General features: G+C 63.2%; 13 protein-coding genes and 2 pseudogenes. 10 read left to right on the top strand and 5 right to left on the bottom strand.

Going from position 1 to position 21,315, the window contains the following annotated elements; genetic code table 11:
• Nucleotides 1–22 precede the first annotated feature (22 nt).
• A complete protein-coding gene (locus AD664_RS10110) occupies nt 23–2,212 on the bottom strand; it encodes a response regulator (protein ID WP_042729289.1) in 2,190 nt (729 codons plus the stop codon).
• A 418-nt stretch (nt 2,213–2,630) separates the two neighbouring features.
• Between AD664_RS10110 and AD664_RS10105 the strand changes: the two genes are divergently transcribed.
• Nucleotides 2,631–3,590, top strand: a complete 960-nt coding sequence (locus AD664_RS10105) for a glycosyltransferase family 2 protein (protein ID WP_053146249.1) — start codon at nt 2,631–2,633, stop codon at nt 3,588–3,590.
• Nucleotides 3,591–3,592: 2 nt separating this feature from the next.
• Nucleotides 3,593–4,444 (top strand): NAD(P)-dependent oxidoreductase, encoded by an 852-nt coding sequence (locus AD664_RS10100; protein ID WP_053146246.1) that lies wholly within the window; start codon nt 3,593–3,595, stop codon nt 4,442–4,444.
• 6 nt (nt 4,445–4,450) lie between these two features.
• On the opposite strand, the gene AD664_RS10095 is transcribed toward AD664_RS10100, so the two are convergent.
• The 4 genes and pseudogenes from AD664_RS10095 to AD664_RS27840 all read right to left on the bottom strand — a co-directional run.
• The gene (locus AD664_RS10095) at nt 4,451–6,583 is read right to left on the bottom strand and encodes a glycosyltransferase (RefSeq protein ID WP_053146243.1); all 2,133 of its coding nucleotides are present in this window, start codon (nt 6,581–6,583) and stop codon (nt 4,451–4,453) included.
• On the bottom strand, nt 6,576–7,262 hold the full coding sequence (locus AD664_RS10090) for a 2OG-Fe(II) oxygenase family protein (protein ID WP_053146240.1): 687 nt from the start codon (nt 7,260–7,262) through the stop codon (nt 6,576–6,578). The genes AD664_RS10095 and AD664_RS10090 overlap by 8 nt, the downstream gene beginning before the upstream one ends.
• A pseudogene (locus AD664_RS27845) lies at nt 7,262–8,611 on the bottom strand (polysaccharide pyruvyl transferase family protein); the annotation flags it as partial. The gene AD664_RS10090 and the pseudogene AD664_RS27845, both read right to left, overlap by 1 nt.
• Nucleotides 8,612–8,704: 93 nt before the next feature.
• A pseudogene (locus tag AD664_RS27840) lies at nt 8,705–9,970 on the bottom strand (ABC transporter ATP-binding protein); the annotation flags it as partial.
• 478 nt (nt 9,971–10,448) lie between these two features.
• Here AD664_RS27840 and AD664_RS10080 point away from each other — a divergent pair.
• From AD664_RS10080 to AD664_RS10045, 8 genes are read left to right on the top strand one after another with little or no spacing between them, the layout of a single operon-like run.
• Entirely contained in the window at nt 10,449–11,267 is an 819-nt protein-coding gene (locus AD664_RS10080; protein WP_053146235.1) for an ABC transporter permease, read from the top strand.
• Between the two features lie 55 nt (nt 11,268–11,322).
• A complete protein-coding gene (locus tag AD664_RS10075) occupies nt 11,323–13,773 on the top strand; it encodes a glycosyltransferase (RefSeq protein ID WP_053146232.1) in 2,451 nt (816 codons plus the stop codon).
• 54 nt (nt 13,774–13,827) lie between these two features.
• Nucleotides 13,828–16,236: a glycosyl transferase gene (locus tag AD664_RS10070; RefSeq protein ID WP_256207092.1), complete on the top strand. Its 2,409-nt coding sequence runs from the start codon at nt 13,828–13,830 to the stop codon at nt 16,234–16,236.
• Between the two features lie 12 nt (nt 16,237–16,248).
• On the top strand, nt 16,249–17,262 hold the full coding sequence (locus tag AD664_RS10065; protein ID WP_053146227.1) for a glycosyltransferase family 2 protein: 1,014 nt from the start codon (nt 16,249–16,251) through the stop codon (nt 17,260–17,262).
• The gene (locus AD664_RS10060) at nt 17,259–18,050 is read left to right on the top strand and encodes a class I SAM-dependent methyltransferase (protein ID WP_256207091.1); all 792 of its coding nucleotides are present in this window, start codon (nt 17,259–17,261) and stop codon (nt 18,048–18,050) included. The genes AD664_RS10065 and AD664_RS10060 overlap by 4 nt, the downstream gene beginning before the upstream one ends.
• Nucleotides 18,047–18,454: a GtrA family protein gene (locus tag AD664_RS10055; RefSeq protein WP_053146224.1), complete on the top strand. Its 408-nt coding sequence runs from the start codon at nt 18,047–18,049 to the stop codon at nt 18,452–18,454. Before AD664_RS10060 ends, AD664_RS10055 begins: the two co-directional genes overlap by 4 nt.
• Nucleotides 18,455–18,456: 2 nt before the next feature.
• The gene (locus AD664_RS10050; protein WP_083454170.1) at nt 18,457–19,740 is read left to right on the top strand and encodes an NAD(P)-dependent oxidoreductase; all 1,284 of its coding nucleotides are present in this window, start codon (nt 18,457–18,459) and stop codon (nt 19,738–19,740) included.
• Nucleotides 19,730–21,304 (top strand): GMC oxidoreductase, encoded by a 1,575-nt coding sequence (locus AD664_RS10045; protein WP_157061560.1) that lies wholly within the window; start codon nt 19,730–19,732, stop codon nt 21,302–21,304. The genes AD664_RS10050 and AD664_RS10045 overlap by 11 nt, the downstream gene beginning before the upstream one ends.
• The last annotated feature ends 11 nt before the right edge of the window (nt 21,305–21,315 follow it).

Genomic DNA, 21,315 nt, shown 5'->3' with positions numbered 1-21,315 from the left:
CACTGTTTCAGAAAGGAAACGGTCATTCGGAGCCCAGCAGGGTGCGATGTAAAATCCGCGAAACCTGATCGGCCGAGTAGGGTTTGGGCAAGAACTCGAAGCCTTCATGCCCCTTCAGCGCCAGCTCTTCGCTGTAGCCGGACGTCAGGACCACCGGCAAGTCCGGACGGCGCGCGCGCAGCTCCTTGGCCAGGGTGATCCCGCTGATGCCCGGCATGACCACATCCGAAAAGATCGCATCGAAGGCCATCGCATCCGGCCCCACCATTTCCAGCGCCTGCTCGGCGTTGGTAGCCCAGGCCGTTTCATAACCCAGGTCCTGGAGGATCTGGTTGGCAAAACGCCCCACTTCGAGGTTGTCTTCCACGACCAACACGCGCCGAGTGCCTTTTTCCAGCACCATCTGGGTGACCTCTTCCCGGCCAGGCTCTTGAACGTCCTCGGCCTCCACTTCCGGCAGGTACAAGGTAAACACCGTGCCGCCGCCGACGACGGTGGAGACATCGACGTTGCCGCCTGACTGTTTGGCGAAACCGAACACCTGGGACAACCCCAACCCGGTGCCCTTGCCCACTTCCTTGGTGGTGAAGAACGGCTCGAAGATGTGTTCGAGCACGTGCGTCGCGATGCCGGTGCCGGTGTCCGCCAGGGCGATGGCGGCAAACGCTTGCCGGGCCCCGGCGTGGCCGCGGATGGGAGGCATGCCGTTGCCGCAATGAAGCCTGAGACACAGCGTGCCCTGCCCGTCCATGGCGTCCCGGGCATTGAGCGCCATGTTGATCAGGGCCGTTTCGAACTGGCTCAGGTCGGCGCGAATGTAGCAAGGACGCCCGCACAGCTCGACCTTGACCTGAATTCGCGCGCCGGTGACGGTTTCCAGCATGTCACCCAGGCTCTGCACCTGCTTGCCCACCTCGAAGACTTCCGGCTTCAGCGGCTGGCGCCGGGCAAACGCGAGCAACTGGCTGGTCAGTTTCGCGGCGCGCTCCACCGTCTCGGAGACCGCGGTCATGTACCGTTGCCGACGCTCTTCGGACAGGTTGGGCATGCGCAGGAAATCGACCGAAGAGCGAATGATCGTCAGCAGGTTGTTGAAGTCGTGGGCCACGCCGCCGGTGAGCTGACCAATGGCCTCGAGCTTCTGGGACTGGCGCAGCGCCGCCTCGGTCTGTTTCAGCCGCGTAGTGCGCTCTTCGACCCGCTGTTCCAGCGTTGCATTGAGCTCAGCCAGTGCGGCCAGGCCTTCACGCACCGCGGCGTCCGCCCGAGAGCGCTCGATGTGGGCCCAGGATCGCTCGGTGACTTCCATCAACAGCGCCAGGTCGTTGGAGGACCAGACGCGCGGGTTGTTATCGTGGATCGCCATGAGCGCCGTCAAACGCCCGTTCTTGATCAACGGGACACAGATGGTCGCGGCAATGCCAATCGCCTGGAAGGTCGCCGCTTCTTCCGGCGCCAGCTCCACCTGGTTGTCGTTGATCACCAACGGCTTGCCGGCGCGCAGGTTGCCGACCGCCAGCCGACCGAAATCGGCCAGGCGATAATGTCCCAGAATATGCGGCGATCCCGCACGGGCCCAGTCACCGCGGATCGTGAAACCGTCCTCGTCCTCGTCCACGTCGGCATAGGCGCAGTTGGACAGGTTCAGGTGCGCCGCCAGGATGCGCGTGGTGGTGGCCATGATGACCTGCGGGTCGGTGGCATTGGCCACCGCGTTGCCAATGGCATCCAGCACGGCCAGGCGCTGGGTCATGAACACCGTGGAGGTGGTCTCGGTGACGGTGTCGACCATGCCGACGACCTTGCCGAACTGGTCGCGAATAGGGCTGTAGCAGAAGGTGAAGTAGGCCTGTTCCGGGCCGCCCCCGCGCTCGATGACCAGGGGAAAGTTCTCGATGTACGTGGCCTGCCCCTCGAAGGCGGCCCGCACGATGGGGCTGATATCGCTCCAGACTTCCCGCCACACCTCATCGAACCCCCGCCCCAAGGCCTCGGGCTTGTTTCCCAGGATGGGCAGGAAGGCATCGTTGTACAGCGTGATCAGGTCCGGGCCCCAGATAATGGCCTGGGGAAAATGCGAGGCAAGGCTCAGCGCAACGGTCGTCTTCAACACATCGGGCCACTGTTTCGGTGGTCCGAGCGACGTGTTGTCCCAATCATGGCGGCGCACCCGTTCGGCCATCTCTCCGTAGCTCTGCAGCCAATCTGTCATTGCGTTCGATCCTTGCGTACTGCAATTGCCATCAGGGAGCGCTTGAGACTCCATACCGGCCCGTATTATCCCGTGCCGGGTTCGAATGCGCGATTGTATTGTGGCGTACAACGCGCCATCGTTCGCGATCCTTGGGCGAAATGGCACACAAACCTACAACCAAGTCCTACACGTCAACGGGAAAATTCTGCCAGGCGCACCCCGCGAATAAACCTGCCAGCCCATCGACGGTCCGTGGACATCGCCTGTTCCAGGGACGTCATCCCTCCGTGCAACGTCTTATTTCGCAACAGAAAACAACAGCTGTTGATACGATGGCACCTTTCGCCGGTCCCGGAGATCCAATAGCCATTGGTCCCTGTTCCGCGCTACCTGGACGTAGCTTCCCTATCAGTGCCGCAGCCCGGCAAACGGAGTGATGAAGTTGGAAGCAGTGCAACTGGCCGCCACGGATGAGCGGCACGAGACACCTCGACGCGATGAGTGTGATGTGGTCATCGTCAATTACAACGCGGGAAAACTGTTGGTTGAGTGTGTCGATTCGGTCTTAGCCGCGGGTGCAGCCCGGGTCATCGTGGTGGACAACGACTCCCACGACGACAGCCTGGCCAGGCTGCAAAGCGCCCACGGCAGCGGCCGCTCGCTCCAGATCGTGAAGAACACCGCCAACCTCGGCTTCGCCGTCGCGTGCAACCAGGGTGCACGCCTGACGACGGCACCCAATGTGTTTTTCCTGAACCCGGACACGGTGCTGGCCGTCGACGCCATAGACCGCCTGCTGCTGGCGCTGCACAGCTCACCGGGGATCGGGATGGTTGGCGGCTTTCTGTGTAATCCGGACGGCAGTGAACAACCCGGTGGCCGTCGGGTATTCCCCACCCCACGACGGGCGTTCATGCGGGCCTTCGGGCTCTCACGTATGGCCACAATCTTTCCCTCGGCCTGTTCCGACTTCCTGCTCCATAAAGAGCCGCTACCGGCCGCCCCCGTCGTCGTCGAAGCCATCTCCGGCGCGTGCATGCTGGTCAGGCGCGAGGCCATCGAGAGCGTCGGGCCATGGGATGAGCAGTACTTCCTGCATTGCGAGGATCTGGACTGGTGCATGCGTTTTCGCCAGGCCGGCTGGAACGTCCTGTTCGTACCGGATGCCCGGGTCATGCATGTGTTCGGCGGCTGCAGCCGGCATCGTCCGTATTTCGTCGAGTGGCACAAGCACCAGGGCATCCTGCGGTTCTATGGCAAGTTTTTTCGCCAGAAGTACTCGGCGTTTCTGTGGGTCAGCGTGGTCGTTGGCGTCTGGTTCCGATTCGGCCTGATGGTCTGCCGTCACGCTGCCAGCCGACTGGTGAAGGCCTTGAAACGACTGGCAGGCGCCTGAAGTTGCGCGTCGGCCTGTTGGGAGCTTCCAGCGTATGGGGTGAGCGTGCCGTGGCGCTGCTGGGCCACGCGGGTCATGCCGTGACCCCCTTTACCCGAGCGCTGCCCAACACACCGCTGCCTGGCGCCGGCTGGCGACGTACCGACGACTGGCAAGGGCTGGTGCTGGATGCATGCCTGTCCTTTGCGCCCCTCTGGGTTCTGCCGGACTATCTGCAACGCCTGGCCGACACACAGCTCAAGCGCATCGTTGTCTTGTCCTCCACGAGCCGCTTCGCCAAGGCGATGTCACCGGATCCCAGGGAAAGGGACATAGCACAACGTCTGGTCGATGCCGAAACGCACCTTGAACGATGGGCAACGGCACGAGGGATCGAGTGGGTCGTTCTGCGACCGACGCTCATCTACGGGCTTGGCCGTGACAAGAGCGTTGCGCAAGTGGCGCGGTTCATCCAGCGCTTCGGCTGCTTCCCGCTCGTCGGTGGCAGTGTCGGGTTGCGCCAGCCGGTGCACGGTGACGACGTGGTCCAGGCGTGCCTGGCCGCGATGAGTATCGACGACCTGCCCAATGGCGGCTACAACCTCTCGGGAGGCGAAACGCTGCCCTACCACGCCATGGTCAGCCGGATCTTCCAGGCCCTGGAGCGCCCGGAACGCACCCTGCCCCTGCCCGCCCCGGCGTTGAGCATGGCGGTTTCGCTGATGCGCTGCCTGCCGCGCTACCGGCACCTTTCAAGCGCGCTGGTGCAGCGCATGAACCAGGACCTGGTGTTTGACCACGCGCTCGCCCGCGATCGATTGGGCTTTTCGCCCAGGCCGTTCCACTTGACCCACGAGGACCTGCCCGGGCGCTGACGCCATTCAGCGCTGCACGTGGGCCTGCCAGCGTCCCCATTTGCTTTCGAAGTACGCCTGGTTCTTATCCCAGAGGGCCTGGTACTCGCCACTGGCGATCAGTTTTCGAAACGAAGCCTGCCCGTAATGATGGATGAACGCATCTTCGGCGCAAACGGTGCGGTAGCCCTTCTCCTGGACGCGGCGACTGTAGTCATCGTCCTCGAACATGCCGATGCCGAAGGCTTCGTCCAGCCACCCCACGGCCTCGAGGACGTCCCTGCGCAAGGCGACGCAAAACATGGCAAGCATCGCGATGTCGAAACACTGCCCCGCATGGGCGGCCGTGTACTCATCGGCAAAACGCTGCATCCGCGCCATGTCGGTATAACTCACCGGGACCTTCGCTTCGTTGCCCACGGCATTCGTGACAGGGCCGACCAGGCCGATAGCGGGATCGCGCAAATGACCGACCAGCGGGTCCAGCCATCCCTTGGGAACCACGGTGTCATTGTTGAGCAGCACGAGAATGTCGCCGTCGGCTTGCCTCAAACCCTGATTGTTGGCCGCCGCAAAGCCGCGGTTCTCGTCGTTGAGGATGATCTTCACCCACGGCACGTGCTGGTGCAGGCGCTCCAGGTAGTCACGGGTGCCATCGTCAGAACCGTTATCGACCACCACCAGTTCGTAGTGGGGCCAGGTGGTGTTGCGCAAGAGGCTGTTGATGCACTGAACCGTCAGCGCGAGGTTGTGGAAGGTGACCACCACGATGGAGACTTTTTCGTGCAGCGCCACCATCGCCTGTTGCGTGGCGGCGAATCGATCCTTCCAATCATTGGCCCGGGCCAGCTCGAGGCGTTTCTTGTAGGTGGCCAGATCGCGCTCGGCCAGCGCCCGCTCGAGCTGGGCGACGAACTCATCGATGCCGGTGGCGAAATACAACAGGTCCTCATAAAGGCTCATTTCCTTGAGCGGCGTGGAGACCACCGGTTTGCCGGCGCTGATGTACTCGTAGAATTTCACCGGGTCTACCGCATGCGTCACGTTATACAGCCGGAAAGGGATCAGGCAGGCATCGAAATGATGCAGGTACAAAGGCATTTGGGTGTAGGGCTTGATGCCCAGCAAATGCACGTTGGGCTTGTCCTCCAGGCCTGCCATGTCGTCGACGAACACATCGCCCAGGAACACGAAATTCCACTCCGGTCGCCGGTCTGCCAAGGCCGCCAGCAGGGGAAAATCCAGCCACTGCGCCAAGGCGCCATAGTAGCCAATGACGGGGCCGACGAGCCCTCCCAGCACGTCATTGGCGAAACAATGCTGATGGAAAAAGTTGAAATCCACGGCGTTCCTGACCAGGACGCATCGGGCGGTACTGGCGCACCATTTTTCGTGCAGCAAGGCGGAAGACACCGTCACCAGGTCGGCCTCGGCCACCAGGGTCTGCTCTTCTCTGAGCAGCGGTTCGCCGATGTTCGGAAAACCGTCCCAGTCGTCCATGCAGTCGTACTGGATCCGCCAGCCACGCTCGGCGCGCAATGCCAGTGCCAACGGGCTCCAGTAAGGCAGGTGGATCACCGAGAGCGCCGTCTTTATCTGCCAATCGGCCGCCAGCGCGGCCAGGGCCTGCCGATAAAGCTCGACGCCCTGGGGCGAGAGCGTGGTTTCGTAGTACTTGTCCTGGGTGTCGCGTTGCAGCGCGACCTCATAGACATTCGGCGCGACGGCGGTCAGCTGATAGGGCTGGCCCTGTTCGGGCACGCTGGACGGCACGACATAGAACACCCGGTAGCCCTGCTGCGCGAACTGGCTCATCAACTGCTGGGGCCGCTGGAATCGCGCCGCCCAGGCGATGTTGGCGAAACAGAGGATGTCCAGGCGCCCCGAGGCCTCGAAGTCCGGTTCAACCTCGGGTATCGGCCACAGTTCCTGCCCGGCCGGGCGCACGATGGCCTCCATCAGCTTGGGCGGGTCTCGCCGGGCGGCAAAGCCATAGCGCAGCAATTGGGCAAGCGTGCGCAGCGGTTGGGTAAAACGCCAGGAACTGGTCTTCTGCAGGAAGTCGACTTTCGCCAGGGCGATATCGCGTTCATGAAGGGCGGCATCCCGTTGGGCCGCGACACCCTCGCGCTCGGCCAACTTGCTGTCGGGCTTATGCACGTGGGTAGCCATGCAACGCCGGCGTCTCACCTTGCGGCCACATGGAACTGACGGAGCCAGGGCGGTAGAACGTTGCGGTCAGGCTACGGCGCGAGGCGTTGCAGTTGCCCACCACCTGCGACACCGCATGCCAGGAGTTGGCCGAGCGCACCAGGACCGCCGAGTTGCCCACCAGGGGCTCGATCTCGGCCACCACGGCGGTGGGGTCGTTGCTGCTCAGGATTTGCAGGCAACCGCCGTCGTCACGGTTCCAGGACTCGTTGAAATAGAGGATGTGGGTCACCAGCTTGTCCGGAAGATCCGGGTGCGCCCCGAGGCTGGCACCCGGGCCGTAGTGAAAGACGTTGACCTCCATCGGTACGCTGCGCAGGTCGATCCCGGTCAATCGCGACATGGCTTCGCGATAAGGCGCCGACCCCAGGTCCCGGGCCAGTTTCAGCCAGACATCGCTCAGTGACTCGGCAAAGGCGATGGTCTGGGTGCCCATCTCCACCAATGCCCGCGCCTCGTAGTCATAGTTTTTCTCGCCGCCATAGCCACTCACGGTCTTGAAGTGATCATGGGGAAAGGTCTCGGCCAACGCCGCGGCGTCCTTGGCCGAATACAGATTCGCGATTTCAGCCCAGGAGAATGGATAGGACTTCAGTGCAGTCGATTCGAGGCGAAAAAGTTCTAGCATTATTTATTCTGGGTCGCTGTCAGTTTTCGGATACCACGGGCAATGGAGCGCAGTGGTGCGGTCATTCGGAACGAACTGGAACCTTCTAGTTGCAGAACCCTAGCATTACTCGACGCCAGTTGCTGGCTGAGCTGGGAAATAAGCGCCTGCTGGGCAACCTCCTGGGCCGACGGGCCGGGGGCTGGAGCGACGGCCAGGGGCGCGACCGGCTCCGGTGCGCACTGGGCATGCGGGGCAACGCCGCGCTCGGCGGCTTCTTCGAGCAGATTGGGCAGGTGCTGCAAAAACGCGCCCAGCGCCGGCCGGGACGCCGTACGGCCCTGGCGAATGATGTCGGCCACCCGGTCCCAATGCGCCACCAGGGTGTCCGCCGCTGCGCGCGCCGCCGGCGACGGGGCCGTTTTGCCAACGCGCGAGAGAAACCATTGGGGGTCGATGGTCGCCACGTCGGGCAACGCATGGAGCGAATCGAATTCGGCCAGGGCCGTGTACTTGCCCGTGGTCAGGTCCGCCGAGCAAAACACCGGGACCCCAAACGCCAACGCGCTGATCGCCAGGTGATAACTGTGCCCGATCACCGCTTGCGCCTGGCTGAGTATCTCGGCCATCAACAGCGGTTGCGGCCAGAACGGCAAGGTGACCGCCCCCGGCAGGCGTGCGGCAATGACCGATGGATCGTCGCCCAGCACCGGGCCAATGGGGACGACCAGGAAGCGATAACCCTCGAACGCCTGGGGATGCTCTTCGAACAACCGGACGAACGACTCGACCACATGAATGGCGTGGATCACGATGTACGGCCGGTCCAACCCCACCTGTTCGCGCAGTTGCACGAACGCCGGGGAAGGCTGCTGCTCATCGATCAGGCGCGGCAGGCCGAAGGCGGTGTCCGGCAGCACGTCGATCTCGGCCCGCGAGGTCAAGGCGGCCAGGGCATCGCGGGACGGTGCATCGCGCACGCGCACGTACCGACTTTGCTCCAGGGCCATGGTCAACAGCGGCCTGGCCCAGTCGGGAATATGATTGCAATGCATCCCTGGGGCATTCCACAGGACCGGGATCCCATGCTGCAAACCGACCAGCGCCGGCGTGAGCCAGTACCCCGTGGGGTGATGGATGTCCGGGGTCGGCGGGCCATAGCCAGGGGCGACGACCTTGTCAAAGCGGATCAGGAATCCGCCGCCGATCAGCACGCCGTCCAGGTCCTCGGCGACACGCGGCAGCTCGGTCAGCGAGGTCACCGCATAGGGCCACTCGGGCGGGGTCTTGGCGTGATAGGAAAACCGATGCAGGTGGACGTTGCCCAAGCGCCGGGCCAGCTCGGCCTCGGCGAGGATGGGGAACAGCAGGTCACCGTAATTCTCGACATCGAAGGTGCCGAATATCGCGACCTGCCAGTCGGGCTTGCGGGTGGGCTCGGTCAACGCGTCACGCTCCTTGAATTCGTCCTCGGCCAGGCACGCTTGCGCACCGGGGCCAACGCTGTGCAGGCCCAGGTCGACCATGCCGAGGAAATGGCGGGCGCTGGGCAACACGTCGAACGCCAGCGGCGCGACCTGTTTTTCGATCAATTGCGAGGTGTCTTCGGTCACCCCGTGCAACAGCTTCAGGGTCACATGGTAGCGCCCCGCGGCGAGATTGGCCGGGAAGCGCACGTTGATCGCCGCCCGTCGCCAGCCATTTTCGACGGGGCCCATCGGCAAGGCAAAGTTCGCCCCGCCGATGACCAGCAGCCGCGCCTCCTGGATGGTGAAGCTGATATTGGGCTGGCGAATCGACTCATGCAGCACTGCCTCCACGCGAATCTCGATGTCGTTCCCATACAAGTAGCTGGAGGTAAGCTGCTGGGTATCGGTGAAGCAGGCCGCCGTGATGCGCCCTTCCTCGGTGCCGAACGCGATGCCGTCCTGGCCGCCCATGAAGGGCTTGCGGGTCACCGGTATGACCCCGCCACTGGCCCAGCGACGCTGCTCGTCGCGCATGTCGAGCAGGTACAGCTCGGCCATCTCGTCCGGCGCGCCGCTGGCGACCACCTGGCCTTCGCGCAGGTAGATGACCCGGTGGCAGAACCGCTTGACCATGCTCATGTCATGGGAGACGAACAGCAATGTGGTGCCCTTGGCGGTCAGTTCTTCCAGGCGACTCAGGCACTTGAACTGGAAGGACGCATCACCGACGGCCAGGGCCTCGTCGACGATCAGGATATCGGGCTCAACGCCAACGGAAACGGCGAAGGCCAGGCGCACCAGCATGCCGCTGGAATAGATCTTGGTCGGCTGGTCGATAAAGTCGCCGATGTTGGCGAAGGCCAGGATGTCCTCGAAGCGCGCGTCAATTTCCGCGCGGCTCAAACCCAGCACGGCGGCGTTCATGTAGACGTTGTCGCGCCCGGTGAACTCCGGATTGAAACCGGCCCCCAGCTCCAGCAATGCCGCGATCCGGCCGTTGCCCCGGACACTGCCGTGGGTCGGCATCAGTGTCCCGCAGATCAGTTGCAGCAACGTCGACTTGCCACTGCCGTTGCGGCCGATGATGCCGACGGTTTCTCCCCTGGCGACGCTCAGGGAGACATCGTTGAGCGCCCAGAACTCGCGATAGAAGCGCTTCTTGCCACGCATCACCATCTGCAACAGGCGGTCCTTGGGTGCATCGTAGATCTGGTAGCACTTGCTCAGGTTTTCGGCGTTGATCGCCACTTCATTCGACATCGGCAAAAAGACCCATCCGTGAATCACTGCCGTTCGTACCGGCGTGCAGGAACATGTGCTGTAACAGAACGTTGCGGGCAGTTAAGCACAGACGCCACGAAAAAAAAGCCTTGCGTGCGTGGCGCTGGCAATTAATTCACGTTCGCTGCGACGGGCTCATTTAAGTCGATCCGGCACAAGGAACTGGCGTCAATTAACCGCCCTGCCCGCGGCCATTGCGCGTGCACTCCTCTTATCCAGAAAGACGTCTGCAGCCGGGAGTTTTTATTGTCGACAAGCCCCAACGGACGTAAGGTGTAGCCCTCTTGCAGGCTGTACGACAGCGGCCTTGGGGCCACGAATAATCACCAGAACCCGCCGTCTCGAAAGGAACGCCGGCCCCCTGCCATTGAGGTGATTCGATCCGTCGATTCACCTGTGCATGACGATGTTCGTCAGGGCGCCTGTGATCGACATTGCCTTAAGGACCCCGCCACTGATGCAGCCGTTCAACGCTTCGCCCATCGCCATGATCAAGAGTGCATTCACCCACCGAAACCTGATCAGGACCTTGATTGGCAGAGAAGTCAGCGGTCGCTACAAGGGCTCGGTGCTGGGCATATTCTGGTCGTTCTTCACGCCCGCGCTCATGCTGGTGGTCTACACCTTCGTCTTCAGCGTCGTGTTCAAGGCCCGCTGGGCCGGTGGCGGCGAATCCAAGAGCGAGTTCGCCCTGATCCTGTTCGCGGGCCTGCTGGTGTTCAACCTGTTCTCCGAATGCGTGAACCGCGCGCCAGGGTTGGTGCTGGCGAACACCAACTACGTCAAGAAAATTGTCTTTCCCCTGGAGATCCTCCCCCTGGTGTCACTGGGCGCGGCGCTGTTCCATGCAGCGGTCAGCCTGCTGGCATGGCTGATCTTCTACGTCCTGCTGTTTGGCCTGCCGCCCGCGACCCTGTTCCTGCTGCCCTTGGTGGTACTGCCCCTGGTGTTGCTGACACTCGGTGTTTCCTGGTTTCTCGCCGCCATCAGCGTCTATTTGCGGGACGTGGGCCAGTTCACTGGCATCATCACCACGGCCATGCTGTTCCTCTCACCGATTTTCTACCCACGCTCAACGCTCCCGCAAAACTACCAGGCGGCCTTGCAGGCGAACCCGCTGACCTTGCCGGTGGAAGTCGCCCGTGACCTGCTGTTCTGGGGCAGGATGCCGCCATGGAGCAGCTTGGCAATTTACGCGGCGGCGTCTGTACTGATCGCATGGGCCGGATTTACCTGGTTCCAGAGGACACGCAAAGGCTTTGCCGATGTCATATGAAAATGCCGCCCGCCAACACTGAGCCAACAGCATTAACCAAGGGATTTTAAACCGCATGGAACAGCTCAACCGACTGGCTGATTGCATCGACCAACTGAGGCGCTCGACAGAAACCCGGTCCGTGGAAGCCGTACAACTGGTCAAGGAAATAGAGAACCGCGACCAGCTTATCGCTCAGTTGCGTCGGGACCTGAAAGAGGTCACTGCCCGTACGGCATTCCAGGAGCGCGAGACCGGACGGCTGCGCGCGCAGTTGCGCGAACAGCAACAGCAGTTGGCTGCGGCCACGACGTCGCTACAGGCAAAAACCGATGAAGCGGCCGCTCTCGCCGATCAGGCCACGGACCTGCAAGATCGCCTGGCCGGCAAGCATGCCGAACTCCTCAAGCTGTCGGACTGGAGCCATGCCATCGAGCGCGCTCCGCTGCGCTATTCGATCCGCAAATTCCTGTATGGATGGTCCCGGCGGGTCTTCGCCCTGCTGCCGCTCGATGCCCAGCGCAAAAGCCGGCTGGCGAGCCAGCTTCGACGCTGGCTCAAGCGACGTAACCCCGTGCCCGGCCAGTCAGCGGCATCACCGGAGCAAGCGTCCCAGCCGCTGCCAGCCCTGTTGGTGAACCTCCCTCCGCCGCCTCTCACTACGCAACCCTGCGTGGTGATGTTCGGCGTCATCGATTGGCACTTCCGCATCCAGCGTCCGCAGAACCTGGCCAAGGAACTGGCCAAGGCCGGCCAGACGACCTTCTACATCTCGAACAATTTTATCGACGATCAGGCGCCCGGCTTCGAGGTCGAGGCGCTGGATGCCTCCAGGCGGTTGTTCCAGATCCGCCTCAAAGTCTGCGGCGCGCCGGCCATTTATCACGCCCCGCCTTCGGCCGCCGCAATCGGCCAGTTGTGCCAGAGCATCGCCATGCTGCTGCGCTGGGCAAAGGTCGGCGCGGTGGACTGCATTGTCCAGCATGCCTACTGGTTTCCGTTGGCCAGGCGTATCCCCAACTCCACGCTGATCTATGACTGCATGGACCACCACGAAGGCTTTGGCAACGTGGCGCAGGAACTGCTCGACCTGGAAATCGCCCTGATGCGCCGGGCAGACCTGCTGGTCGCCACCTCCGATTGGATCGAACAACACGCCCGGCGCGAAAACGCCAACGTCGCGGTGATCCGCAATGCCAGTGAATACTCTTTCTTCAGCCAGCGTCCCGAGCAGATTTACCAGGACGCCAAGGGCCGCAAGATCATCGGTTATTACGGCGCTATCGCCGAATGGTTCGACCTGGACCTGATTCAGCACGTCGCCCAGACTTTTTCACAGCACCTGATACTGCTGATCGGCAATGACACGACCCAGGCGAAAAAAGCCCTCAAGGCCTGTCCGAACGTGGTCTTCGAAGGCGAGGTCCCCTACGCCTCGCTGCCTTACTACCTGCATGCGATGGACGTGTGCCTGCTGCCGTTCAAGGTCATTCCACTGACCCTCGCCACCAACCCGGTCAAGGTCTATGAATACCTGAGCGCGGGCAAACCGGTGGTCTCGGTGAAACTGCCGGAACTGAGCAAGTTCGGCGAACTGGTGCGGGCGGCCGAAAACCCGACGGATTTCGTCGCGGCCATACGCGAGGTTCTGCAGGCCCTGCCAGAGGCGCAATCCACGCTGCAGGCGCGTCGCTCGTTCGCCCAGCAGCAGACCTGGCGACATCGCGCCGCGAGCCTGCGCCAGGCCATCGACACCTTGCCCCAGCCCAAGGTCAGCGTCGTGGTGCTGACCTATAACAACCTCGCGCTCACCCAGGCCTGCCTCGACAGCCTGGTGACCCACAGCCACTACCCGAACCTGGAGATCATCGTCGTCGACAACCACTCCAGCGACGAAACCCCTGCCTTCCTCACCGATTGGGCGAAAGGACACCCAGACCGGATCGTCATCCTCAACCCCGACAACAAGGGCTTCGCGGCAGGCAACAATGTGGGCCTCGCCGCAGCCAGCGGCGACTACCTGGTGATCCTCAACAACGACACCGTGGTCACGGCCGGCTGGGTCAAGGGCCTGCTCCGGCATCTGCGGGACAACCAGAACATCGGGATCATCGGCCCGATCACCAACAACATCGGCAATGAAGCCAAGGTCAGCACCCGCTACAACCTGATCGAGGACATGCACATCGAGTCGGCAGAGCTGACCTGTGGGCGCATGGGCGAGAGCTTCGAGATCAACACCCTGGCTTTTTTCTGCGTGATGTTCCCGCGCACCACCTACGCACGGATCGGCGGCCTTTGCGAAGAGTATGGCCTGGGCTTTTTCGAAGATGACGACTACTGTCGCCGCGTCCAGCAGCTTGGCCTGCGCGCCTTCTGTGCCGAGGACGTGTTCGTCCACCATCATTTGTCCGCCGCGTTCAACCAGTTGGGCGCGCAGAAAAAACGCGTGCTGTTCGAGAAGAACAAAGCCCTCTACGAAAGCAAATGGGGGCCTTGGGTCCCGCATGTGTACCGGGACGTATAGGCCGCCCATGGTCCTTCCCAAGCCACTGACGTGTTGAACCGCAGAGACGATACCTTGCACACAGACAGCTTGAAGTACGCGACGGTGGTGTTGGTGCTGTTGGCCAGCACGGTGGTCAGCCTGTACGGTTTCTCGACGCTGCCATGGCCGTCGATGAACAGCGCCACCGGAACGATCCTGTTGGCCGCACTGGCGATTGGCGCGCTCACCGCCCTCACCCGCAAACCGCCGTTTGTGCTCGGCCTGGGCCTTATCGCGGGCTTGTCCATTGCCGGTGGCCAGGCCTGGCCGATGATCGTGGTCGCCGTGCTGGCGCTGTCCGCCCACACTCTCGGCAAATGGATACTGGGCCAGCGAACCCCCACCGACTGGACGGTCCCGTTGCTGGTCGGGATGGGCACGTTCGGTACGCTGACGGGCCTGGCCGCCTACTTCCCGATCAATTACCCCGGGCTGTATGCCACGCTGCTGTTGCTGCCCCTCGTGTTCGGGCATGCCGACGCCGCGGCGAGTGTTCGCCGAGTCCTGGCGCAGGTCCGCACCGAACGCGCGCCGCAGGCACCGCTGGCGACCCTGCTCGATAGCCTGTTGGTCGCCATCGCCTGCCTGCACGCAGCGGTCGCCTTCATGCCGGAGGTCGGCTACGACGCCCTGGCGATGCACCTGTTCGTCCCGTCTCAACTGGCCCAGCGGCACCAATGGGGTTTCGACGCCAGCACCTACGTGTGGGCGGTCATGCCCATGCTGGCCGACTGGATCTACAGCATCGTCTACATGCTGGCCGGCGAAACCGCTTCGCGCCTGACCAACTGCGCGTTCACGCTGCTGGTGGCGTGGCAGGTCCGACACCTGACGATCTGGGCCGGCGGCACGGCCACCAGTGCCCGATGGGCGAGCCTGTTCTTCCTGTCCACGCCCCTGGCCTTCGCCGAGAGCAGCAGCCTGTTCATCGAATCAACGTGGACCGCGTTCGTCCTGGCCGGGTCATTGGCCATCCTGAATACCTCACGCTTCACCTCGCAAGTTGCGCAGCGTCATTCACAGTTGATCCTGGCCGGGCTGCTGCTGGGGTTTGCCCTGGCGACCAAAGCGGTGACCCTGAGCATTCTGCCGGTCCTGCTGGTGCTCCTGCTGGTGCAGTACCGGGCCTGGATCCGCCCCGGCGTCATCCGGGCGCTGCTGTTGGGCAGCCTCGGCCTGCTGGTGGCGGGGCTCACACCGTACCTCTCGGCGTGGTTCCTGACCGGCAATCCCGTGTTCCCGTTTTTCAACGCGATTTTTCAATCGCCACTCTGGCCAAGCGTCAACTTCGAGGCGCCGGCCATCTTCGACAAGGGGGTCACGTGGGATACCCTCTATCGCATGGTTTTCAAGGCCCCCCGGTTCATCGAAGGGAAGGACGGTGCCGCCGGCTTCCAATGGCTGCTGGTGCCCACCGCGGCCGTCGCCCTGCTGCTGGGGGCCAACCGCAAGGCCTGGTGCATCCTCCTGCTCGGCGCCGGTGCGATTGTCCTGTCGTTCCACTCGACGGCCTACCTGCGCTACATATTTCCTTCCTTTGCCCTGTTTGCCGTGGTCCTCGCCCTGCCCTTTTCCGACCACAGACACTTCCCGAGGACACTGGGAATGATCGTGGGCGCCGTGCTGGTGCTGGCCAATGTGCTGTTCATCCAGGCGGCCACCTACTATGGCCAGATCAAGCCGGCCGCACTGTTCAGTGCGGCCGGGCGGGATGCCTACCTGGCGCAGAACCTGCCGATCCGCAAAATGGTCGACGTCGTCAACGCGCTGAACGTGGCCAATCGGCCCGTGGCAGTCTTTGCGCCACCTTCGATGGCGGGTCTGAAAAGCGATGCGTTATACGCCTCCTGGTACAACGTGAAATGGACCCGTGAAGTCGACCAGGCAACCACGCCGCCGGCCCTGCTGCAGCGGTTGCGACAGCGCCAGGTGGACTGGTTGATCATCGACCATGCCAGCACACCCACCGCGCAACGCGAGCGGCTGCTGGCCGTGTCCGAGCCGTATGCCAAAATGGGCGGGCTGGAGCTGCGCAAAGTCCATCAGGTCCCTCTCGAACGGTTGCTCAACCCCGACCTGTCCGACCTCGAAGGCTGGCACCTGACCGAGCCCTCGTCCTATGACGCATCGCGCAAAACCCTTACGGTCACGGTCAACACGCCGGCCACCCAACGTGTCGAGGTGGCGCCAGGGCAGAGCTTCACCAGCGCAGTGTCGGCACGCTGTGCGACGCAGCCCACGTCCGGAAGAATCCAGGCCAACTGGATGGATGCCCAAGGCCGGTTCATTTCCGCCAGCATCGAAACGTTCGATTGCACGCCGCAATGGGCGACCCATGAAATGACCGTGGTGGCGCCCGAGGAAGCCGTCGTCGCGATCGTCTATGCCTCCGGGCATACCGATACGCCCGTGGCGTTCAAGTCCCTTTCATTCAGACAATAGCCAGCGATATCGATGAACTCAAAAACAGAGCTTTTCACGGAAGAACCTCGAGTCGCGGTCGTCATCCCCTGCTACCGGGTGACGGCGCACATCATCGATGTCATCGAGGCCATCGGCCCGCAGGTGTGGCGCATCTACGTGATCGACGATGCCTGCCCGGACGGCTCCGGCCAGCAGGTGTTGCAGGCCTGCACCGACCCCAGGGTCAGGGTTCTGCCCCATGCCGTCAACAAAGGTGTCGGAGGAGCCGTGATGACCGGGTACCGGGAAGCCATCGCGGACAACGCAAGCATCATCGTCAAGATCGATGGCGATGGTCAGATGGACCCGGCCCTGATCCCGCTGTTCATCGAGCCGATCCTGGCCGGCGAGGCCGACTACACCAAGGGCAATCGCTTTTTCAACCTGGAGCAAGTCCAGTCGATGCCACGGGTCCGGCTGTTCGGCAACGCCGTGTTGTCACTGATGGCCAAGCTGTCGACGGGTTACTGGGACCTGTTCGACCCCACCAACGGGTACACCGCGATCCATCGTGACGTCGCCCGGCTCCTGCCCCTGGACAAGGTCAGCGAACGCTACTTCTTCGAGACCGACATCCTGTTCCGCCTCAATACCGTGCGCGCCGTGGTGGTCGATATTCCGATGGAGGCGCGCTATGGCGACGAAACCAGTCACCTGGCGGTCTCGAAAATCATTGGCGAGTTCCTGTTCAAGCACCTGCGCAACTTCACCAAGCGCGTGTTCTACAACTACTACCTGCGGGACATGTCCCTGGCCTCGATCGAATTGCCCATCGGGCTACTCATGCTCCTGTTCGGCACCGTGTTCGGCAGCTACCACTGGTACGAATCGGCGCAAAATGGCGTCCAGACCCCCGCCGGGACCGTGATGCTCAGTGCGCTGCCGCTGCTGCTGGGGCTGCAACTGGTCATGGCCTTCCTCGGCTACGACATCGCCTCGGTGCCCAACCGGCCAAGGCATTCGAGACGCCGCCATGCCACCTCGTTGCGGAAAAAGCAGCCGTGAAGGCGCTCAGGGATTTTCTGGCCGACCCTTCGCTCAAGACATTAGATGTCGACGGCGTCGAGCGCCTTGAGCTGCATAAGCGAATTCTCGAACGCAAGCGGATGCTCAAGGACGTGTTTGTCGAGTTCCACCATGCCTTTCATCGCCTGGCCGAGCGTCACTTCAAGGTCGAAGGCCTGCAAGTGGAAATCGGCGCCGGGATCGCGCCAATGCGCGACACCTACCCTGGCGTGTTGGCCACCGACATCGTCGCCACCGAGCACCTGGACATGGCCCTGAATGCAGAATCGATGAGCCTGGGCGATCACTCGGTCAGGGCGTTCTACGGCCAGAACTGCTTCCACCATTTTCCTCACCCTGACAGGTTTTTCAGCGAGCTTGAACGCACCCTCGTGCCCGGTGGCGGGGCCATCCTGATCGAGCCCTTTCACGGCCCGCTTGCCGCGTTCCTGTACAAGCGCCTGTTCAAGTCCGAGGGCTTCGACAGGCACTTCCCATCGTGGGAAACACCTTCCACCGGCCCCATGAACGGTGCCAACCAGGCGCTCAGCTACATCGTTTTCGTGCGGGACCGCGAAGCCTTCGAACGCAAGTACCCTGGCCTGGAAATCCTCCACCAGGAAATCTGCGGCAACTATCCTCGGTACCTGGTCTCGGGCGGCTTGAACTTCCGTCAACTGCTGCCCGACGCGCTGATCCCCTTGATGAAAGTCGTTGAAAAACTGCTTTATCCCCTGCGACGGGTGCTGGGCCTGCATCACATTGTCGTCATCAGGAGCAAGCCTTGACCTTCGCTCGGTACGGCGCCATCCAACTGCTGGCCTATGCGTTGGACATGGGCACGTTCCTGCTGCTCCTGGTTTTTTTCCGGGATGAGCCGGTGCTGGCCAATATTGCCGGCAAAGGCGTCGCTGGGCTGTTCGCGTTCTTCCTGCACCGCCACTTCACGTTCAAGTCGAACCAGGGCAACGGCAAGGCCCAGGCACTGAGCTACTTCGCGTTGCTGGCGGTCAACATTCCGCTCGCCTCGGCCCTGCTCAGCGCCGGCCTGTATGTCGTCGACCACCCCAGCGCGGTGAAATTCGTTGCCGACGTGGCCTGCGTCTTCGTGACGTACTGGATCAGCAAGTGGTTCGTGTTCACCGCCAAGACGCCCGCGTCCGAGCGGCCGAACCGCGTGGAAGGCGCCTGATCATGAAGCTGCTGATTACCGGTGCAACGGGCTACATCGGCCTACAACTGGCCGACCGCGCGGCGGCGGACGGCCATGAGGTGATCTGCGCCACGCGCACGTCATGTGCCCGCCCCCATGCCTGGCTGCCCTACGACCTGCTGGCACCCGCGCCGCAATGTCCGGCCGGTGTCCAGGCGTTTATCCACCTGGCGGCCAATACCGCGCCCGAGTCCGGCATGGGCGCGGACGCCGAGGTCCTGGCCGCCGAGGCGCTGATCCAGCGCGCCCGACAAGCCTCGGCCAGGTTCATTTTCATGTCCAGCCAGACGGCCCAGGCCAGCGCGCCAACGGTCTACGGCCAGGTCAAATGGCGGATCGAACAAGCGGTGCTGGCGGCCGGAGGCGTGGTGATTCGCCCGGGCCAGGTGTATGGCGGTCCCGAGCGTGGGCTCTTTGGCCTGTTGTGCAGGCTGGTGCGCCGCTTCCCGGTCATCCCGATGCTGGTGCCGGCGCCTTGCGTACAGCCGGTTCATGTCGATGACCTGGCCGCCTCGATCCTGGCCGTGGTCGAGCGTGAGGACATTCGCGCCGAGGTGCTGAGCCTGGGCGCGGTGCAGCCGATTTCCTTTGGCCGCTTTCTCATGGCGATCGCGACACACAGGGTCCACACGATGCGCCTGCCCGTTCCCGTGCCGGTAGCACTGCTCGCCCTGCTGCGCAGGTGCCTCGGCCAATCGCTGGGCACGAAGCTGGGGCTGGAGCGGATCTTTTCGCTGATCCACCTGCCCACCCTGGACACCGCCCCCAGCCTGCAAAAACTCGGCATCGTGTTGCGGCCCCTGGCGGACGGCCTGCACCGCTCCGACCGGGGACAACGTCGGCAGTGCCTCGAAGAAGGCAACGTGCTGCTGGGCTACCTGCTCGGCAGCACACCGCCGAGCAGCCTGGTCAGCCGTTACGTCAAAGCCCTGGAACAGGCCGGCAGAACCCGACCGGCCATTCGCTCGCCCTGGTTGAAACGCTGGCCGGTCCTGGTGAGCCTGCTGGACAACCCCGGCGTCCTCGCGACGCCCGGTGGTCAGGACCTCGCCTGGCGCCTGCAGGCCGCGCTCGCCCTGGCCGAAGCCAGCCCCGTCGGCGCCAGGCGGTTTCTCGGCACGCATCAGCCCCGTGGCTTCGTCCTGACGTCGATGGCGCTGGGATGGATCGCGGCCAAGGCCCTCGTATGGCGGGCTGTGACCCCGCTGTGTCGTCCACTGGCGCGCCGCTTGATCCTTGACGCTGGAGCCCCGCGTGACGCCTGAATTCGATGTGATCATCGTCGGCAGTGGCCCTGCCGGCACCTCGGCTGCCTACCCCTTGGTCAAGGCAGGCCTGACCGTGCTCATGGTCGATGCCCAGGTCGACGGCGGCACCTCGGCGGCGCCGCTGGCCCCGTACCTCACAAGCCGCACCCGGGACGAAGTCCAGTGGAAATGGTTGATTGGCGAAGACTTCCACGGCCTGAACCAGCAGGAAGCGGTCTCACCCAAGCTGAAGACGCCCACCCACGCGCATGTGTTTCGCGGGTTCAACGAAGGCAACCGCATCGACACCCGACATTTCATCGGGATCGGCTCATTGGCTACCGGCGGGCTGTCGAATGCCTGGGGCTGTGGCGTGGCGCGCCTGGACGCCAGCGACTTGCCCGCGCTGCCCTTCGATTACGCCGAACTGGAACGATCCTATGCAGCGGTGTCGCGGCGAATCGGGATCAGCGGCCAAGCCGACGATGATCTTTCCAGCTACTTCGGCCTCGATGAGTGGTCCCAACCGCCCTTGCCGATGGACCCTTTGCATCAACGGCTGCTTGATCGCTACACACGCCGTCAACCGAGTTTTCCCGCCCTGGGGTTTCGTCTGGGCCGTTCGCGGGTGGCGGCGCTGAGCCAACCGCTGGGGGAACGCAAGGCGTGCGATCTGTCCGGCAACTGCCTGTGGGGGTGCCAGAACCAGGCGCTGTACAGCGCAGCGCAGGAACTGGCAACGCTCAAGCAGTACCCAGGCTTCCAGCACGTCCAGGGTGTGCTGGTGGATGATCTTTCGCGTCAACCGGACGGCTCGTGGGTGATCAGCGACCGTCATGCCTCCCGACGGGTGGGCGCACGGCGCCTGCTGCTGGCGGCAGGCACGCTGGCCACTACCCGGCTCGTGCTCAAACAGTTGAACCACACCGCGGCGGTGCGACTGCTGTCCTCGCCCACGGCCGCCTTCCTGCTATGGCTGCCGAGCATGCTCGGCACGCCGAGGGTTTCGACATTTGGCCTGGGTCAGCTATCGTTCGCCCTGGAGCTGGCGGCCGGCACCTGTGCCTTCGGCTCGACGTTCAGCACCACGGGCTTGCCGATGAGCGAATTCGTCAGCCGGATCCCGATGAGCAAACGCTTGGCCATCGAGCTGTCGAACAAGCTGCTCAGTGCCTGCCTGGTCGGCAATATCTTCCTGCCTGGCCATCTGTCCGACAACACGGCGAGGTTACGCCCCGATGGCTCGTTGAGCATCACCGGCGGCCTGCAACCCGAGGCGCCAGGGCTCATGAAGAACGCCGAGGCCAGGCTGCGTCGGATCTACTGGAAAATGGGTGCGCTGTTGATGCCGATGAGTTTCACCCTGGCCCAGCCGGGGGCGGACATCCATTACGCGGGCACTTTGCCCATGCGGGCACGGCCCGACGTCGGACAGACCGACAGCCTGGGAGAGGTCGCCGGGCTGCCCGGCGTGCACGTTGTCGACGGTGCCTGCCTGCCCGGTCTCTCCGAGAAATCCCATACCCTGACCCTCATGGCCAACGCGGACCGGATCGGACGCGCCCTTGCAACACAACGATAGGACATCAACAG

Source organism: Pseudomonas sp. P97.38 (assembly GCF_001269745.1).
GTDB classification, from domain to species: Bacteria; Pseudomonadota; Gammaproteobacteria; order Pseudomonadales; family Pseudomonadaceae; genus Aquipseudomonas; species Aquipseudomonas chlororaphis_E.
This window is presented reverse-complemented; position numbering and strand designations above follow the sequence as displayed.

Coding starts and splice junctions, on each gene's coding strand:
- AD664_RS10050 (WP_083454170.1), top strand. CDS start 18,457: ATGAAGCTGCTGATTACCGGTGCAACGGGCTACATCGGCCTACAACTG.
- AD664_RS10105 (WP_053146249.1), top strand. CDS start 2,631: ATGAAGTTGGAAGCAGTGCAACTGGCCGCCACGGATGAGCGGCACGAG.
- AD664_RS10065 (WP_053146227.1), top strand. CDS start 16,249: ATGAACTCAAAAACAGAGCTTTTCACGGAAGAACCTCGAGTCGCGGTC.
- AD664_RS10090 (WP_053146240.1), bottom strand. CDS start 7,262: ATGCTAGAACTTTTTCGCCTCGAATCGACTGCACTGAAGTCCTATCCA.
- AD664_RS10075 (WP_053146232.1), top strand. CDS start 11,323: ATGGAACAGCTCAACCGACTGGCTGATTGCATCGACCAACTGAGGCGC.
- AD664_RS10080 (WP_053146235.1), top strand. CDS start 10,449: ATGCAGCCGTTCAACGCTTCGCCCATCGCCATGATCAAGAGTGCATTC.
- AD664_RS10110 (WP_042729289.1), bottom strand. CDS start 2,212: ATGACAGATTGGCTGCAGAGCTACGGAGAGATGGCCGAACGGGTGCGC.